Source organism: Micromonospora siamensis, from assembly GCF_900090305.1.
In the GTDB taxonomy this organism is placed as follows: Bacteria; Actinomycetota; Actinomycetes; order Mycobacteriales; family Micromonosporaceae; genus Micromonospora; species Micromonospora siamensis.
The window spans coordinates 1134363-1149991 of sequence record NZ_LT607751.1 but is presented as its reverse complement, the minus strand read 5'-3'; the positions used below and the strand labels follow the sequence as shown (position 1 = coordinate 1149991).

The window sequence follows — 15629 nt, the reverse complement described above, 5'->3', positions numbered from 1 at the left end:
TCGCTCGATCCGACTACTGCTCCAAGGCTAGCCGGATGATCCGGTCTAGCGCCCCCGGGAATCCGGTGAGGTCATCGAGGACCGCGTACGCCCCGGCGTCGCGCAGGTCACCGGCCGGACAGGGGCCGGTCGCCACCGCCACCCCGGGGATCCCGGCCGCCCGGGCCGCCACCATGTCTGCCACGTGGTCGCCGACGTAGAGGGTCGCCCCGTGCTCCCGCAGGGCGGTCGCCTTCTGGTCGGCGAACAGATCCCCGGCCAGCTCGTCCACGGCCAGCCCCAGGTGGTCCAGGTGCAGCTTCGCCAGCCGGCCCAGCTTGGCGGTGACCACCATGACCCGGCCGCCGCGCTCGTGCACCGCGGTGATCGCCGCCGCCGCGCCGGGCATCGGGACGGTCGGGGTGATCGCGTACGCCGGGTAGAGCTCCCGGTAGGTCAGCACCGCCTCCTCCACCTGCTCGGGCGGGAACCAGCGGGCGATCTCGGTACGCAGCGGCGGCCCCAGCCGGGCCACGGCCGCCTCGGCGTCGACGTGCACGCCGGTCCGCGCGGTCAACGCCCGGAACGCGGCGGCGATACCGGGGCGGGAGTCGACCAGGGTCATGTCGAGGTCGAAACCGACCATCAGTGGGGGCATGTCGAGAACGTACCCGCCCAACCCCGGCCGAGCCGGACGTCCGGGGGGCGGGACGTCGTCCCTGCGGGCTAGCGTGGAACGACGATGACCACCTCACTCGCCGACCACCTGCGGTCGCTGCCGGACGAATCCCTCGCCGCGCTGCTCCAGCTGCGGCCGGACCTCGTCGTGCCGGTGCCCGCCGACGTCTCCGCGCTGGCCATCCGGGCCCAGTCCCGGGTCTCCGTGGCGCGCGCCCTGGACGGGCTGGACCAGTTCACCCTCCAGGTCCTCGACGCCGCCCGGCTGACCCGCGACCCGGACTCGGGCGCCACCTCCACCGAGGCCATCCTCACCATGGCCACCGCCGGCGCCCGCCCGCCGGCCCCCGCCCTGGTCCGGGACGCGGTGAACCGGCTGCGGGCGCTGTTCCTGCTGTACGGCCCCGAACACGTCCTGCTCGTCGTCGGCGGCGTCGACGAGGTCTCGCCGTACCCGGCGGGGCTCGGCCGACCGGCGGCGGAGCTGGACGTGCGGACGGCCGCGCTCTGCGCGGACCCGGCGAAGCTGCGCCGTACGCTGCTCGCCGCCCCGCCGTCGGCCCGGGCGATCCTGGACCGGCTCGCCGCCGGCCCGCCGGTCGGCAGCGTGCCCCCGGGGGCGTTGCAGGCCCCCGCCGTCGGGGCGGAGGACACCCTTCCCCCGGACGCCACCAACGGGGGCGCGCCGACCGGCTCGCCGATCCGCTGGCTGGTCGACAACCGGCTGCTCGTCCCGATCTCCGCCAGCAAGGGCAGCGGCACCGTGGAGCTGCCCCGCGAGGTGGGGCTGCTGCTGCGCCGGGACACCGGCCCGCTCGGACCGGTCAGCACCACCCCGCCGCCGGTGTCCGCGCCGCCGCGCGAGGCGAAGGCCGTCGACTCGGCCGGCGCCGGGCAGGCCATGGAGGTGGTACGCCACACCGAGGCGCTGCTGGAGGCGCTGGCCGCCGAGCCGGCGCCGGTGCTCCGCTCGGGCGGCGTCGGGGTGCGTGACCTGCGCCGGCTCGCCCGGGTGCTGGGGCTGGACGATCCGACCACCGCGCTGCTGTTCGAGGTGGCGTACGCGGCCGGGCTGCTCGGCGAGCTGGAGCTGACCGGCACCGCCACCACCCGGTACGGCGGCGACCAGCAGGTGCTGCCCACCGGCGGGTACGAGGTGTGGCGGGCCATGTCGCTGGCCCAACGCTGGGAGCAGCTGGCCCGGGCGTGGCTGACGATGACCCGCCAGGTGGGCCTGGTGGGGCAGCGCGACGACCGGGACCGGCCGATCTCGGTGCTCTCCGCCGAGGCGGAACGGGCCGGAGCGCCCGCCGCCCGCCGGGCCGTGCTGGCGGTCCTGGCCGACCTGGAGCCGGCCACCGCGCCCACCCCGGACGAGGTGCTGGCCCTGCTGGAGTGGCGGTCGCCCCGACGGGCCCGGGGCCGGGAGGTGGCGCACCGGGAGGTGCTGGCCGAGGCCGCCCAGCTGGGCGTGACCGGGCTGGCGGCACTCACCTCGTACGGGCGGCTGCTGCTGGCCGACGTGACGGACGCCGACGAGCGGGGCGGCGACCCGCTGGGGCTGCTCTCCGAGGCGGAGTCGGGTGACCCGTCGACGGCGGTACGCGCCCTGGACGCGCTGCTGCCCGCCCCGGTGGACCACTTCCTGGTGCAGGCCGACCTGAGCGTGGTGGTGCCCGGCCCGCCCGATCCGGCGTTGGCCGGTGAGCTGGACGTGATCGCCGAGCACGAGTCGGCGGGTGGGGCGAGCGTGCACCGGGTCACCACGGCGAGCGTCCGGCGGGCCCTGGACGCCGGCTACACGGCCGACGACCTGCACGCGCTGTTCCGCCGTCGGTCGCGTACCCCGATCCCGCAGGGGTTGACCTATCTGGTGGACGACGTGGCGCGCAAGCACGGCGGGCTGCGGGTCGGCTCGGCGGGGGCGTACGTGCGCAGCGACGACGAGGCATTGTTGACCGAGGTGCTGGCGGACCGCCGGTTGGAGCCGTTGGCGTTCCGCCGGCTGGCCCCGACGGTGCTGGTCACGCCGTACCAGGTGAACCGGATGCTGGTGGCGTTGCGGGACGCCGGGTACGCGCCGGTGCCGGAGGACGCCTCCGGCGCGGCGGTGCTGGCCCGGCCGAAGTCCCGGCGGGCGCCGGGGCGGACGCCGGTGGCGACGCGGGCGCTGGACCCGCTGGCGACGCCGAAGCTGGCGATGCCGCGGCTGCTGGGGGTGGTGGAGCAGATCCGCCGGGGTGACGCGGCGGCGCGGGCGGCCCGGCGGGCCCCCGCCGTGGTGCGGGGCACTCCGGGTGGTCCGGCCCCGGTGACCGGTCACGGGGAGGCGCTGGCGGTGCTCCAGCAGGCGGTCCGGGACAAGGCGCTGGTCTGGGTCGGCTATGTCGACGCGCACGGGGCGACCGCGTCGCGGCTGGTCCGGCCGGTGTCGATGGGTGCCGGCTATCTGCGCGCCGAGGACGAACGCACCGAGATGTTGCACACCTTCGCCCTGCACCGGATCACCGCCGCGGTGCTGGAGGACTGATTACGGGGGCGGGCAGGAGCGCGCTCGCCCCCGATCCATCGAACGCGCACAGCAGACCCGCCCCTCTGCATGACGTTTACCAATCTTTGGAAGTTGCACCGGGCGGCGAACTTTTTCGGGCCCACCGATCGGCGTGCAACACTGGATGGTCGGCCCGGGGTGGGTGCAGCCCGCCGGAGCAGGGCGGACGCCCCCGGCCATGGAGAGGACGCTGGCGTGAGCGGTGGACCACTGATCGTGCAGTCGGACAAGACGCTGCTCCTGGAGATCGACCACCCGGACGCGCAGGCCTGCCGGATGGCGATCGCCCCGTTCGCGGAGCTGGAACGCTCCCCGGAGCACGTGCACACCTACCGGCTGACGCCGCTGGGGTTGTGGAACGCGCGGGCCGCCGGGCACGACGCCGAGGCGGTGGTGGACGCGCTGCTCAAGTTCTCCCGCTATCCGGTGCCGCACGCCCTGCTGGTGGACGTGGCCGAGACGATGGACCGGTACGGCCGGTTGCAGCTGGCCAACGACCCGGCGCACGGCCTGGTGCTGCGTGGCCTGGACCGGATGGTCCTGATCGAGGTGGCGAAGAGCAAGAAGCTCGCCGGCATGCTCGGCAACAAGATCGACGACGACACCATCCAGGTGCACCCGTCGGAGCGGGGCCGGTTGAAGCAGGCGCTGTTGAAGTTGGGCTGGCCGGCGGAGGACCTGGCCGGTTACGTGGACGGCGAGGCGCACCCGATCGACCTGGCGGAGGCCGGCAAGGACGGGTCGAAGCCGTGGACGCTGCGGTCGTACCAGCGGGAGGCCGTGGAGGCGTTCTGGGCCGGCGGGTCGGGCGTGGTGGTGCTGCCGTGCGGCGCGGGCAAGACGCTGGTCGGGGCGGCGGCGATGGCCGAGGCGAAGGCCACCACGCTGATCCTGGTGACGAACACGGTCGCGGGGCGGCAGTGGAAGCGGGAGCTGATCGCGCGTACGTCGCTGACCGAGGAGGAGATCGGCGAGTACTCGGGTGAGCGCAAGGAGATCCGCCCGGTCACCATCGCGACGTACCAGGTGCTCACCTCGCGGCGCGGCGGCGCGTTCACCCACCTGGACCTGTTCGGCGCCCGCGACTGGGGCCTGGTCGTCTACGACGAGGTGCACCTGCTGCCCGCGCCGATCTTCCGGTTCACCGCGGACCTCCAGGCCCGCCGCCGGCTGGGGTTGACGGCGACTCTGGTACGCGAGGACGGCCGGGAGGGTGACGTCTTCTCGCTGATCGGCCCGAAGCGGTACGACGCGCCGTGGAAGGACATCGAGCAGCAGGGTTGGATCGCCCCGGCGGAGTGTGTCGAGGTGCGGGTGACGCTGACCGACGCGGAGCGGATGGCGTACGCGACGGCGGAGGCCGAGGAGCGCTACCGGATGGCGGCGACCGCCCGGACGAAGCTGCCGGTGGTGAAGGCGCTGGTGGAGCGGCACCCGCAGGAGCAGGTGCTGGTGATCGGCGGGTTCCTCGACCAGCTGCACCAGTTGGGCGAATACCTGGACGCGCCGATCGTGGAGGGCTCGACGACGAACAAGGAGCGGGAGCGGTTGTTCGACGCGTTCCGTTCCGGCGAGCTGCGCACCCTGGTGATCTCGAAGGTGGGGAACTTCTCGATCGACCTGCCGGAGGCGGCGGTGGCGATCCAGGTGTCGGGGACCTTCGGCTCGCGGCAGGAGGAGGCGCAGCGGCTGGGCCGGGTGTTGCGGCCGAAGGCCGACGGCCGGCAGGCGCACTTCTACTCGGTGGTCTCCCGGGACACCATCGACACCGAGTACGCGGCGCACCGGCAGCGGTTCCTCGCCGAGCAGGGGTACGCGTACACGATCGTGGACGCCGACGACGTGCTCGGGCCGAAGCTGCCGACGGTCGACTGACCCGGGGCCCTGCCCGGCTAGCTCTTCGACACGTCGTCGGCGGACACGAAGCCCGATTCGCCCTTCCACAGTTCGACGAGAAACCAGGGCGCATCCAGCACCCGGCCGACCACCCGGGGGCGGCTCCCGTACTGCGGCTCCAAGCTCAGCGCTGGAGCGGCAGCGTCCGGAGCAGTCCGCACCGCTGCTCCTCGCCGCACCAGCGGCGCGGTCGGCGCAGCCTGCTTCAACGGCAGGACCACCTGCGGGTCGTGGCAGTACTCGATGAACACCTTGCCGCAGAACTCGAGCCGGCTGAGCTGGTACCCGGCGCCGGTGGAGGCATAGACGTCGTACACCGGCTGGTTCGCGACCTGGTAGGTGGTGGCGAGGATTTCCTTCCAGGCCCCGGAGCCGGTCGGGCGGGTGCGCGGCGTGCTGGCGGCGAACATGGTCAGGACCTGGTGGAACCTGCCCCCACCGTCGGCGACGTAGACCTCGGTGTGGCAGCCGCCGGAACCGCAGTAGTACGTCGTATGGTTGATCACGAAGTAGTCGAGCCGGTCGTCACCGTTGAGATCCTCCGACCGCAGGATCTGGAAGTCGACGGTGGATGGCGACGCGCCGGGCGCCACCACCTCGTCCCGCAGCCCCCGTTCGATCTTCGCTTGGTAGAAGGCCCGGAACTGCTGCACCTGCCGGCTCGGCTGGCTGTCGGCCCGCTGCCGCTGAGCCCGCCAGACCAGCCCGCCGCCGATGCCGAAGAGCAGGGTCAGCGCCAACGACAGGCTCAGCGCCCGACGCCACCGACGCCGCCGGTCGCGGCGCCAGAGCGCGTCGAAGCCGACGCCGACCATGCCGGCGACGAGGCGCAGGAACGCGGTGCGGCTGGGCCGGCGGGTGCCCCGGGTGTCCACCCACAGCGCCTCGTCGACCCGGCCACGCAGGGCGGGCGGCAGCACCGCCGGATCCAGCGGGTCACCCGGGTTGCCGTCGCGCACGACGAGCAGGATGTCGTGGGCGCGTCCCCGGTCGAGGAAGTGCCGGACCTCGCTGTCGACCCAACGGGACCGCGCCGCACCGGACGAGGCGAGCACGACGAGGTTCCGCGACTGGTCCAACGCCACCCGCAGGTGGCCACCGAGGTCCGTGGACGCCGGCAACTCCTCGTGGTCGCGGAACACGGGACGCAGCCGCACCGGCGAGGGCCCGGCGCTCCAGGGCGAGGGCCGTACGCGGCGCGGAAGCCGGTAGCCCTCCAGGCGGCGGTGCAGGGCCCGCGCGAAGCGTCGGTCGGTGTGCGAGTAGGAGATGAACGCCCAGTACCGGTAGCTCTGCCCGGCCCAAGGAGCGCTCACGTCACACCGTCCGATCCAGACACTCATGCTGCACGAACGTCACCGCCCAGCGTAGTGAGTCCGTGACGCGTTCACGACCCCCCTGCGGGTGGCCGCTCTCGGTGCCGGCTCAGCGGCGTGACCGTCCTCGGCTCCCGGGCTTCCCGACGCCGACCGGTGGGCCGTGGCCGGCCGTGGGTGCCTCTCGGGACGCTACGGACTTGAGAGCGTGAACGACTCACGCTCCGCTCGTGCGGCTCAGCGCGGTCTCCCGCATCATGTGCGACAGCTTCGCGGGGTTGCGGACGGCGTAGAGGCCGGTGATCCGGCCGTCCTCGATCCGCAGCGCGACGACGGTGTCCAGCTCGCCGTCGAGGTGGACAACGAGCGCGGGGTGGCCGTTGACCAGGGTCGGCTGCCAGGAGGTGCTGGCCGCGACCTTCGCCCAGCCGCCGACGAGCAGCCGGGCGACCTTGTCAGCGCCGAGGATCGGGCGCGGGACGGCCTGCTTCACGCCGCCACCGTCGCCGAGCAGCACCACGTCGGGGGCGAGGATGTCGAGCAGGCCCTGGAGGTCGCCGGTCTCGACGGCCCGCTGGAACGCGCTCAGCGCGTACCGGGTCTCGGTCGCGGAGACGGCCTGGCGGGGCCGGCGGGCGGCGACGTGCGCGCGGGCCCGGTGGGCGATCTGCCGCACGGCGGCGGGACTCTTGTCGACGGCTTCGGCGATCTCGTCGTACCCGAGATCGAAGACCTCGCGGAGCACGAACACGGCGCGTTCGGTCGGCGCGAGGGTTTCCAGCACCAGCAGCATCGCCATCGACACGCTGTCGGCCAGCGCGACGTCCTCGGCGACGTCGGGGGCGGTGAGCAGCGGCTCGGGCAGCCACGACCCGACGTAGGACTCCCTGCGGCGGCCCACCGTCCGCAACCGGCTGAGCGCCTGGCGGGTGGTGATCCGCACCAGGTAGGCGCGCTGCTCGCGGACCTCCGCCAGGTCGACGCCCGCCCACCGCAGCCAGGTCTCCTGGAGTACGTCCTCCGCGTCGGCCGCCGAGCCGAGCATTTCGTACGCGACGGTGAAGAGCAGGTTGCGGTGCCTCAGGAACGCCTCGGTGGCCAGGTCGGGTGCCGCCATGGGTTGCTCCTTTTCGTTGCTGCCTTTCGCATGTGATGCCGCCGTCGGTGGTTCTGTGACGGGCTTGCGCTGTGGCTCCCGTCACGGTGGTGGTGCTGTCACGGCTGCGCCGTCCGCGGCATCTCGTGTTCGTCCCAGCTCACCGGAACGAAGGACGGAAACGATGGACGCTCGATTCAACCTCCTCGAGAACGCGGTCGCGACGAAGTTCGCCAAGCGGTTCGCCAACGCCGGACTGGTCGTCCAGCAGTCGACGCTGCCGAAGTCGGTCCAGGAGCTGGTGTCGCTGCGGGCCAGCCAGATCAACGGGTGCGGGTGGTGCATCGACATGCACGTGAAGGAGGCTCTTGCCGCTGGCGAGTCTTCGGTGCGGCTGAGCCTGGTGGCGGCTTGGCGGGAGTCGACGGTGTTCAGCGAGGCAGAGCAGGCGGCGTTGGCGTTGGCGGAGGAGGGGACCCGGCTGGCGGATGCCTTCACCGGCGTCTCCGACGAGACGTGGGGGTTGGTGCGGAAGCACTACGACGAGGAGCAGGTGGGGGCGTTGGTGTGTCTGGTGGCGCTGATCAACGCGGCGAATCGGTTGGCGGTGATCGTGCACCAGCGCGGCGGGTCGTACGAGGCGGGGATGTTCGCTGCAGCGCTCGACTGACTCGCGTCCGGCCCGGTTCGGGTGCGTCTCGATCCGGGCCGGGCGCTCGCCGTGCAAGCCCGCCGATCGTACGGGCGTGCTCGGCGCGGGTGTCTGTCGCTGGCGCTGTCGGCCTGATGACGTAAACGACTCAGCCGGTCGGGCGCTGCTCGTCGAGGTTGGCGGCGGAGCGGCGTTCACCACCAAACCAACTGATCCACGCGTTACGAGTTGGTCGCTCGATGCAGCTCACTGGCCACTCTCGCCGGTCCGAGCGCGTCGACTGGTCCGTGATCGTCCGCTGACGCTTGCTGGTTTGGCTGTTCGGCCCGTTAGCCAACCAGCCTCCCAGTCATCACCTGATCACCGCCTCCGATCGGTTAGTAGCTTGATCAGTCGATCACCCCGTTCGATAAGTTGATCCATCGCATGCAGCGCGCGACGGAGTTCACGCAGACTGCCGAGCGCGCATTCGGGTGCGCCGTGCGGGATCATCGGCCGCATGTCCAGATCGGCATCACTTAGCTCCGATACGTCCGGGGACCAGTAAGGCGACATTGGAAATGGCTCCTCGACCTCGTTCAGCCCCTGCAGCAGATCATCGAGATCGTTCATCGCGTCAACCAGCAACCGGGCGGCCGAGGTCAACTCCGGATCATCGACCGCCAGACGTGGAAGCAGGACGCTTGCTAAACGGCGCTGCAACGCCTTCCGCTCCGTGTCCAGCCCTGCGGGCCACATCTGTATCCAGACCCCGAGGACGTCACCCAAGGCTTCGTCGCAACCGTCCGGCAAGTCCCATTGAGCGTCCGCGGTGCCTCGCACTTCATACGGCTGCGCCTCGTCCTGAAGGCGAAGAGCTTCCCAGACACTCTCGGCCCTTGTGATCACAACTTCTGAATCTGGGACACCGTCGGGATGATCATCGAGTCGACGCATGTAGTGAAGCAGTTCACGGAGATCGGACCACTTCTTGCCGATGGCTTGCGCGAGTTCGGCCGCGACACTGGCCCACCGCTGCTGGCGTCGTCTGGACAACAGCCGGTCGACGATGCCGTACACGACGAAGATTTCCGCTGGCACGAGGACGGCCCCGGCCACGACGTTGGCAGTCACCGGCATCTGTTCGGCGAAGTTGGGCTTGATCCAGTCGAGCAGACACCCCATGGCGAGGGCCGCCGCAGCGCCCACCCCGGCCAGCAAGGTCGTGAACGAGGGGCGCCATGACACGCCGACAGGGTACGAGACCAGTGCCACGCATCGGTGCCACGCCCGGTACCGTCGACTCGCTTACTGAAGTGACCCCTATGGGCCGGACACCCGAGCCCCCCACGCAACCGCAAGTCCTCGGATCACCCACCACGGCCATGACCTGCACAATGGCACCCGTGACCCAGGATCAGGCCGCCGACATCAAGCCCGGCGAGATCTACGAGGACTGCCACTTCCACCCCGTCCTCTGCCTCTATAACGACGGCGACCAGATCCACGGCGTCTCCCTCATCGACGCCAGCTCTCCCCGAGCCTGCTCCATCGGCTTCTGCGCCGTCATCAAGCTCACCGTCGACGACGTCATCGCCGCGCGAGCCGACTGGCCGGGATACCTGGAACGACGCCACGCAGAGTTCGAAGCCGAGTGCGACGAGCACACAACTTGACCGGCCCTTACCGAGAGCCCATAACTAATTACAAGATCTTCTAGGGCGTGTCCTGCCGATCTTGTAGTGGTTGGTCGTTGACAATGCGCCGGTGGTACGTCGTGGTGAGCTGACCGACGAGGCGTGGGCGGTTATCGCCCCGCTGCTTCCCGAGCCGGGCGGTGCGCGGGGGCGGTGGCGGGATCACCGCCAGGTCATCAACGGGATCTTGTGGAAGCTGCGTACGGGTGCGCCGTGGCGTGACCTGCCGGAACGCTTCGGGCCATGGAAGACCTGCCACGAACGGCTGCGCCGGTGGACCGCTGACGGAACGTGGGATCGGATTCTCGCGGCGGCGCAGGTCCACGACGACGGCACACCTGTGCAGTGGACGATCAGCATCGACTCGTCGATCGTGCGGGCACACCAGCATGCCGCTGGCACCCGCAAAAAAGGGGCTCCCCGGCAAGTCCGGCGACACCTGGTACGCAAGATGGCGAGGCCATCGGCCGATCCCGTGGCGGACTGAGCACGAAAATCCACCTGGCTGTCGACGGACGCGGCCGGCCGTTGTCGATCCTGCTCACCCCGGGCCAGGCCGGCGACAACCCCCAACTACTGGCACTGCTGGACGCGATCCGCGTCAACGAACCCGGACCCGGTCGGCCCCGCAAGCGCCCCGACGTGCTGATCGCCGACAAGGGCTACGCGCATGACTCGACGCGCCGAGCCCTGCGGCAGCGAGGAATCCGGCACGTCATCCCTGAACGGTCAGACCAAGTCGCCCGCCGGGCCACCAAGGGCAGCGCCGGCGGAAGGCCACCGGCCTTCGACAAAGCGGTCTACCGCAAGCGCAACGTCGTTGAACGCTGCTTCAACCGGCTCAAGCAGTGGCGTGACCTCGCCACCCGCTACGCCAAACGCGCATCCCTCTACCGGGCCAGCCTCGTCCTCATCGCCGCCATCATCTGGCTTCCTTGATCGACAGGACACGCCCTAGCCGGACGAGTCACCCACGTCCCGAGACTGATCTGTCACGCACGTCCTGAGACCCGACATTGCCGGCAGCCGGCCGGTGGAAGTGTTCCGCCGCACGCCGGGCCCTGCATCGTCACCGTCGGCCAGCCCGGTTCAACGCCGTGGGGCCTCTGCGACGAAGACACCGCGACCCGGCCGGCCCACCAGCACCCCCTGCTCTCGCAGCGTTGCGATCGCCCGCTGGATGGTCGAGTGCGAGACGTCGTACGAGTCGGCGAGCACCCGACCCGCAGGCAGCTGGCTTCCCGGTGGGTACGTCCCGTCCTTGATCTTCCTCCGCAGGTCGTCGAGCAGTTCGTCCATGGTGGGCGGGATAGGCACAGTGCGGCCCCTTGCAGTCGGTTGGCCCACCCAGTATCGATCGACTCCCTCGACGCAGGCAATGCATCTACTGAAAGAGGTGACAGTGCTGACACAGCTGCTACTGATGAAGGTTGGGCACAAGACGATGCCGATGTACTTGACGTAAGTGAAGCTGCATCGGTAGCGTCGCTCTCGGTGATGCGGTGCTGCTGCGGTCGGTTGGCGCCTCTCGTGGAGGTCTCGCATCGCCGTCGAGACCAACCCCCTCCGCGCTCCCCCGGCGCGGCCCTGCCGCCGTACCCCGTAAGGCGGCAGGACGGGCGGTCTCCGCCGACCGCAACCGGCGGAGGCCGCCCCTTCCACCACGACTTCACGGCCTTCACGAAGGGCGGTCACCTCGTGCGCAACCTGCTCCGCCGGCTGACCCGCCGGCCCGACACACCGCAACTCGCACCGACCCCCACGATCAGGAGCGGTCCGCTGCGCCCCTGGCAGGTGCGCGAACGCTGCTTCAACCAGCGCCGGCACGGTCTCGACCCGGTCGAGATCCGCGCCTTCCTGCACCGGGTCGCCGACGAACTGGCGGTCGCGCAGACCGCCCTGGTCGCGGTCCAGGAGGAGAACGTACGCATCAAGAACGCCCTGCGTACGTGGCAGAGCGCCCAGTCGGCGAACCGCCGCTACCGATGACCGCGCGCTGGGTGATCCACCTGCCGGTCACCGCGCCGGACCTGCACCGCGCCCGGATCTTCGCGCGTACGGCCGCCCGGGTGTTGGCGCAGCTCAGCGCCCGCGTCGACCCCGGCGGAGTCACCGTGTCGGCCGAGGACTACCAGGGCGTACGCCATTGGGTATTCTGCGACCGGCCACTGCCCGACGGCCGTGGCCGATGTGCGCTGCCGGCGGACCACACCACGACGTGCGCGCGCCGCGCGCCGTGGCTGGCAGACCGGCTCAGGGTGCGGTGACCGGAGGCAGCGGCAGTGGCCCGTCCTAGTCCTCCATGTCCCAGGCCTCCAGCAGCTCGAAGATCCGCCCGTCGCCGTCGACCTTCAGGGACTGCGTCGGAATTCGGCCGTAGAAGGACAGCACCAGCTCGCTGGCCGTGGCCCGGAGGGACGTGTCCGGGTCCTCGCCTTCGGCGGCGGGGTCCGGCAGGCGGGCGATGCGTGACCCGTCGGCGGAGACCCACTGGCGCCAGGATCGGCCCTCGGTGGCGTGGTAGTCGACGGCGGCGGGCTCGTGGGGCCAGGCGACCGTCGTCGCGCAGCAGGTGAACAGGAAGTCCTCGACGCCGTCGAGCGCCACCTCGTCCGGCAGCGGCTCCGCGGCGCCCACGGTGGCTTGGGCGTCGTAGGTGTGCACCGCGATCTCCTGGAGCTGGTGCCGGGCGACGGCACCACAGGTCAGCGGCGACTGCGACCCGTCCCACCAAGCCCAGCAGCCCCGATCCGGGCCGGCCTCCCGCAACGCGACCAGCAGTTGCTGCGTCGATTCGGCCAGCCAGGCCACCAGGGCCTCGCGCTCCCGGGGCGCGGCCGGGCCCTCGAACGGGGACCGGCCCGAAGCGGTCGGGCCGGCGGCCACGGTGGCGGCCCAGGAGCGACGGCCCTCGCCGATGTGCCGCGCCAGGTCGAACAGCGTCCACTCGGGGCAGGTGGGCACCTGCGAGTCGAGGCTGGGCGCGGCGGCGATCGCGGCGCGGAAGGCGGCCGACCGGTCGTCGATCAGCCGCAGCCGGTCGGGGAACTCCAGAGTCTTTGCCACCGCCGTTGTCTACCAGCACGTTCCCGGGAAGGACATCGATTTGTGACCGGTGCCGGAGGCCGCGCGGTGCTCTCCGCCCGCCCTCTCCGGGTTATGCGGTTTTGGTAGGCCGCCGGTCCGGCTGGCGTCATGCCGCCCGGAGCTTGCGCAGGACGTACTGGTTGAGGCTCATGCCGTCCTCGGCGGCCTGCATCGCGAGTTCCCGGTGCAGGCTCTCCCCGACTCGCAGGTTGAACTTGCCGGAGTAGCTGCGCTCGGCGAACGGCAGGGGAACCTGTTCGCCCTGCTCCTCCATGTCGGCGATCACCTGCTGCAACATGTCTTCCAGCCCCTTCAGGGCTTCGATCTGCGAGGGCGCCAGCCAGGAGAGCGACGGGAACTCGGCACAGGTGGCTACGAACTCCTGGTCATCAGCCGACCAGGTGACGCGGTAGGTGTAGTGCGTGATCTCGGGACGGGCGTCGGGCTGCATCACATGGCCTCCTTCTTGTCGATCGCCTTGAGGACTTGCCGGACCTGGTACGCCTTTGCCTTGCCCTTGTCGTCCTGGATGTTGACGCGCGGGTCACCGGCCCACGGCATCCTGAACACCGCATGCGAGGTGCCGACCTGCCGTGGCTTGCCGAAGTAGTGCTCGCACACCCGGTAGAGATCGTTGTAGGCGATGTTCTGCTGGTGCTGTCGCATCGCTTCGACGAGCTTGGCTATCGAGGGCACACGGTCATGGTACTACCAGTGGTACCACTTGACCAATGCCTCGCTCGCTCGGACTGTCGGACCCTGCCGGCAGGGTGCAGGCATCGTTCCCTTGCCCCTGGAGGAAACCGTGCCGGTCACCGCCGATGATCTCGACGCAGCCCTGTCCAGCGTCGTCACCGCCCTTCGACCGGCCACCAACCGAAACTGGTCCGTGCCGGCCGGCGACCTGGAGTGGGACTGCTGGCACACCGCCGAGCACGTCGGCGACTGCCTGCTGTCGTTCGCGGGACAGCTGATTGCCCGCCCCGAGCAGCGGTTCACCCGCTTCATGGCCAACGCCAACCAGGACGCCTCGCCCGCCGAGGTGCTGGAGTTCGCCGAGGTGGGCGGCCGGCTGCTGGCCGCCAGCGTGCGCGCATCCGGGCCGGAGGTCCGGGCCTACCACCCGGCGGGGCTGGCCGACCCGGAGGGCTTCGCCGCGATGGGATGCGTGGAGGCGCTGGTGCACGGTGACGACATCGCCCGTGGCCTCGGCCTGACCCTCGACCCGCCGCGCGACGTGTGCGCCCGGGTGCTCGCCCGCCTCCATCCCGAGCAGGCGCGGGAGCTGGCCGGGGAGGAACCGTGGGCGGCCCTGCGCTGGGCCACCGGGCGCATCGAACTGCCTGGCCGTCCCCGCCTGGCGCAGTGGCGCTGGCACGGAGCCCCGCTACCCGACTGACCCCCCGACGCCCCACAGATCCACGGCCACCGCCCACCGCCCCGCTCGGCCCGGCGCGACGGTCGCGTACCGCCCCGCAAGATCACGCCCGATCCAGGAAACAGTGGTCTCGGAGTGCTTGGGTGGCCACTACTTCCACGATCGTGCGCGATCTTGTGGGCGCTACGGAAGACGGGGTCGACGGGCCGTAGCCCGTCGACCCCGTCACGGGTCGAGCTGGATCAGCCGGCGCCGCCGGCCCGGAAGGCGACCCACGCGTCGCTCATCCGGTCCGCCTGACCCGGGGTGAACTCGTTCATGCAGGAGTCCTGCGTGTAGTCCATGAAGTTGTGGATCGGGTCCAGGCCCGGGGCGGTGCAGGAGTCCGCGCCGACCGGGCAGTTGAACTGCGGGTACGCCTCACGCGGGGTGTCGGCCACGAAGTCGCCGGAGGCGGCGCAGCCGTGCGCGAAGGTGTGCTCCAGCATCAGCCAGTGCCCGACCTCGTGCGTGAGGGTGTCACCCTCGGCGTACTTGCCGGCGGTGCCGCCCGGCATCGACTCGTCGAGCATCACCACGCCGTCGATGTAGTCGCGGCCGTTGTTGTAGCCCTTCGGGAAGTACGCCCAGCCGAGCAGCCCGCCGCCGATGTTCGCCGCGTAGACGTTCAGCGTCTCCGAGTCACCGGTGTAGAGGGCCTTCTTCATGTCGCGCTCGTTCTTGCCGGGCTCGACGGTGTACCAGGCGCTGTTCACGGTCCAGGTGGTGTCGACCAGGTCGAACCGGAACGGGGTGTCGGACGCGGACGCCGAGGTCTTCCCGGAGTACGAGTCGTTGAGGACCTGCATCTGGTTGGCGATCAGGGTCTTCCACCGGGTGGTCTCGGCCGCGGTGAGGGTGTGGTCGGAGACCATGTGGAAGACGGTGGGGATGGTGACGCTGCCGTTGGCCAGCCGCGGCGAGTCCTTGATGACGCCGTAGGCGTTGGCCTCGTTCTTCGAGTAGAGCTCCGGCTCCTGGGCGGTGGCGCCCGCGGCGACGCGGGCCACGCTGGGCGCCTCAGCTCCGGGCGCACAGGCCGCCGCGCCGGCGGAGGGGGTGGTGGCGGGGGCCGCGTTGGCCACCGCGCCGGCGGCGCCGCCACCGGTCAGGAAGGTGGCCGCGGTGGCGGTGAGCACCGCCAGGTTGAACGACGTTCTGCGCATCGTGCACCTTTCACGCATGGGGGTCGACGGAAAGATCGGGATCGACGGGGGACGCCGCGAAGGGGGCATGACACCTCGCCGTCTCCGGTATCAGACCACGTAACAGGTGTTAAGA

Annotated in this window: 17 protein-coding genes; 8 read left to right on the top strand and 9 right to left on the bottom strand. The window is 71.0% G+C overall.

Annotated elements, in window-relative coordinates:
• Positions 1-13 precede the first annotated feature (13 nt).
• Positions 14-637 (bottom strand): HAD family hydrolase, encoded by a 624-nt coding sequence (locus tag GA0074704_RS05400; protein WP_088969473.1) that lies wholly within the window; start codon positions 635-637, stop codon positions 14-16.
• An 84-nt stretch (positions 638-721) separates the two neighbouring features.
• On the opposite strand from GA0074704_RS05400, the gene GA0074704_RS05395 reads away from it, so the two are divergent.
• Both GA0074704_RS05395 and GA0074704_RS05390 read left to right on the top strand, forming a co-directional pair.
• Entirely contained in the window at positions 722-3187 is a 2466-nt protein-coding gene (locus GA0074704_RS05395) for a helicase-associated domain-containing protein (protein WP_088969472.1), read from the top strand.
• Positions 3188-3403: 216 nt separating this feature from the next.
• Complete coding sequence (locus GA0074704_RS05390; protein ID WP_088969471.1) at positions 3404-5083, top strand: DNA repair helicase XPB; 1680 nt, start codon at positions 3404-3406, stop codon at positions 5081-5083.
• A 17-nt stretch (positions 5084-5100) separates the two neighbouring features.
• Here the strand turns inward: GA0074704_RS05390 and GA0074704_RS05385 are convergent, their stop codons facing one another.
• Both GA0074704_RS05385 and GA0074704_RS05380 read right to left on the bottom strand, forming a co-directional pair.
• Positions 5101-6420 carry a toll/interleukin-1 receptor domain-containing protein gene (locus GA0074704_RS05385; RefSeq protein ID WP_157743603.1) on the bottom strand — a complete coding sequence of 440 codons (1320 nt, stop codon included), beginning with the start codon at positions 6418-6420 and terminating at the stop codon, positions 5101-5103.
• Positions 6421-6637: 217 nt separating this feature from the next.
• A complete protein-coding gene (locus GA0074704_RS05380) occupies positions 6638-7537 on the bottom strand; it encodes an RNA polymerase sigma-70 factor (RefSeq protein WP_088969469.1) in 900 nt (299 codons plus the stop codon).
• 163 nt (positions 7538-7700) lie between these two features.
• On the opposite strand from GA0074704_RS05380, the gene GA0074704_RS05375 reads away from it, so the two are divergent.
• Positions 7701-8186: a carboxymuconolactone decarboxylase family protein gene (locus GA0074704_RS05375; RefSeq protein ID WP_088969468.1), complete on the top strand. Its 486-nt coding sequence runs from the start codon at positions 7701-7703 to the stop codon at positions 8184-8186.
• A 342-nt stretch (positions 8187-8528) separates the two neighbouring features.
• Here GA0074704_RS05375 and GA0074704_RS05370 read toward each other — a convergent pair whose 3' ends face one another.
• Complete coding sequence (locus GA0074704_RS05370; protein WP_088969467.1) at positions 8529-9395, bottom strand: hypothetical protein; 867 nt, start codon at positions 9393-9395, stop codon at positions 8529-8531.
• A 158-nt stretch (positions 9396-9553) separates the two neighbouring features.
• Between GA0074704_RS05370 and GA0074704_RS05365 the strand changes: the two genes are divergently transcribed.
• Entirely contained in the window at positions 9554-9823 is a 270-nt protein-coding gene (locus GA0074704_RS05365; RefSeq protein WP_157743602.1) for a hypothetical protein, read from the top strand.
• A gap of 91 nt (positions 9824-9914) precedes the next feature.
• Positions 9915-10783 (top strand): IS5 family transposase gene (locus GA0074704_RS05360; RefSeq protein ID WP_231926882.1). Its coding sequence is split into 2 segments (ribosomal slippage): positions 9915-10257 and positions 10257-10783, totalling 870 coding nucleotides; the frame shifts between segments, so codons are not numbered across the junction.
• 150 nt (positions 10784-10933) lie between these two features.
• Here the strand turns inward: GA0074704_RS05360 and GA0074704_RS05355 are convergent.
• Positions 10934-11143: a winged helix-turn-helix domain-containing protein gene (locus GA0074704_RS05355; protein WP_088969465.1), complete on the bottom strand. Its 210-nt coding sequence runs from the start codon at positions 11141-11143 to the stop codon at positions 10934-10936.
• Positions 11144-11542: 399 nt separating this feature from the next.
• Between GA0074704_RS05355 and GA0074704_RS05350 the strand changes: the two genes are divergently transcribed.
• A complete protein-coding gene (locus GA0074704_RS05350) occupies positions 11543-11833 on the top strand; it encodes a DivIVA domain-containing protein (RefSeq protein WP_088969464.1) in 291 nt (96 codons plus the stop codon).
• On the top strand, positions 11830-12111 hold the full coding sequence (locus GA0074704_RS05345; protein WP_088969463.1) for a hypothetical protein: 282 nt from the start codon (positions 11830-11832) through the stop codon (positions 12109-12111). The genes GA0074704_RS05350 and GA0074704_RS05345 overlap by 4 nt, the downstream gene beginning before the upstream one ends.
• A 25-nt stretch (positions 12112-12136) precedes the next feature.
• Here the strand turns inward: GA0074704_RS05345 and GA0074704_RS05340 are convergent, their stop codons facing one another.
• From GA0074704_RS05340 to GA0074704_RS05330, 3 genes are all read right to left on the bottom strand, one after another.
• Complete coding sequence (locus tag GA0074704_RS05340; protein WP_088969462.1) at positions 12137-12910, bottom strand: maleylpyruvate isomerase N-terminal domain-containing protein; 774 nt, start codon at positions 12908-12910, stop codon at positions 12137-12139.
• A 127-nt stretch (positions 12911-13037) separates the two neighbouring features.
• Positions 13038-13382: a type II toxin-antitoxin system HicB family antitoxin gene (locus GA0074704_RS05335; RefSeq protein ID WP_088973466.1), complete on the bottom strand. Its 345-nt coding sequence runs from the start codon at positions 13380-13382 to the stop codon at positions 13038-13040.
• A complete protein-coding gene (locus GA0074704_RS05330) occupies positions 13382-13627 on the bottom strand; it encodes a toxin HicA (protein WP_231926765.1) in 246 nt (81 codons plus the stop codon). Before GA0074704_RS05330 ends, GA0074704_RS05335 begins: the two co-directional genes overlap by 1 nt.
• A 91-nt stretch (positions 13628-13718) precedes the next feature.
• Between GA0074704_RS05330 and GA0074704_RS05325 the strand changes: the two genes are divergently transcribed.
• Complete coding sequence (locus GA0074704_RS05325) at positions 13719-14330, top strand: maleylpyruvate isomerase mycothiol-dependent enzyme family protein (protein WP_231926764.1); 612 nt, start codon at positions 13719-13721, stop codon at positions 14328-14330.
• Positions 14331-14551: 221 nt separating this feature from the next.
• Here the strand turns inward: GA0074704_RS05325 and GA0074704_RS05320 are convergent, their stop codons facing one another.
• Positions 14552-15514, bottom strand: a complete 963-nt coding sequence (locus GA0074704_RS05320) for a zinc metalloprotease (RefSeq protein WP_088969459.1) — start codon at positions 15512-15514, stop codon at positions 14552-14554.
• Positions 15515-15629 lie beyond the last annotated feature (115 nt).

Bases quoted from the DNA above. Each gene is read 5' to 3' on its own strand.
- GA0074704_RS05400 (WP_088969473.1), bottom strand. From the start codon at position 637: ATGCCCCCACTGATGGTCGGTTTCGACCTCGACATGACCCTGGTCGAC.
- GA0074704_RS05395 (WP_088969472.1), top strand. From the start codon at position 722: ATGACCACCTCACTCGCCGACCACCTGCGGTCGCTGCCGGACGAATCC.
- GA0074704_RS05380 (WP_088969469.1), bottom strand. From the start codon at position 7,537: ATGGCGGCACCCGACCTGGCCACCGAGGCGTTCCTGAGGCACCGCAAC.
- GA0074704_RS05375 (WP_088969468.1), top strand. From the start codon at position 7,701: ATGGACGCTCGATTCAACCTCCTCGAGAACGCGGTCGCGACGAAGTTC.
- GA0074704_RS05355 (WP_088969465.1), bottom strand. From the start codon at position 11,143: ATGGACGAACTGCTCGACGACCTGCGGAGGAAGATCAAGGACGGGACG.
- GA0074704_RS05345 (WP_088969463.1), top strand. From the start codon at position 11,830: ATGACCGCGCGCTGGGTGATCCACCTGCCGGTCACCGCGCCGGACCTG.
- GA0074704_RS05335 (WP_088973466.1), bottom strand. From the start codon at position 13,382: ATGCAGCCCGACGCCCGTCCCGAGATCACGCACTACACCTACCGCGTC.
- GA0074704_RS05320 (WP_088969459.1), bottom strand. From the start codon at position 15,514: ATGCGCAGAACGTCGTTCAACCTGGCGGTGCTCACCGCCACCGCGGCC.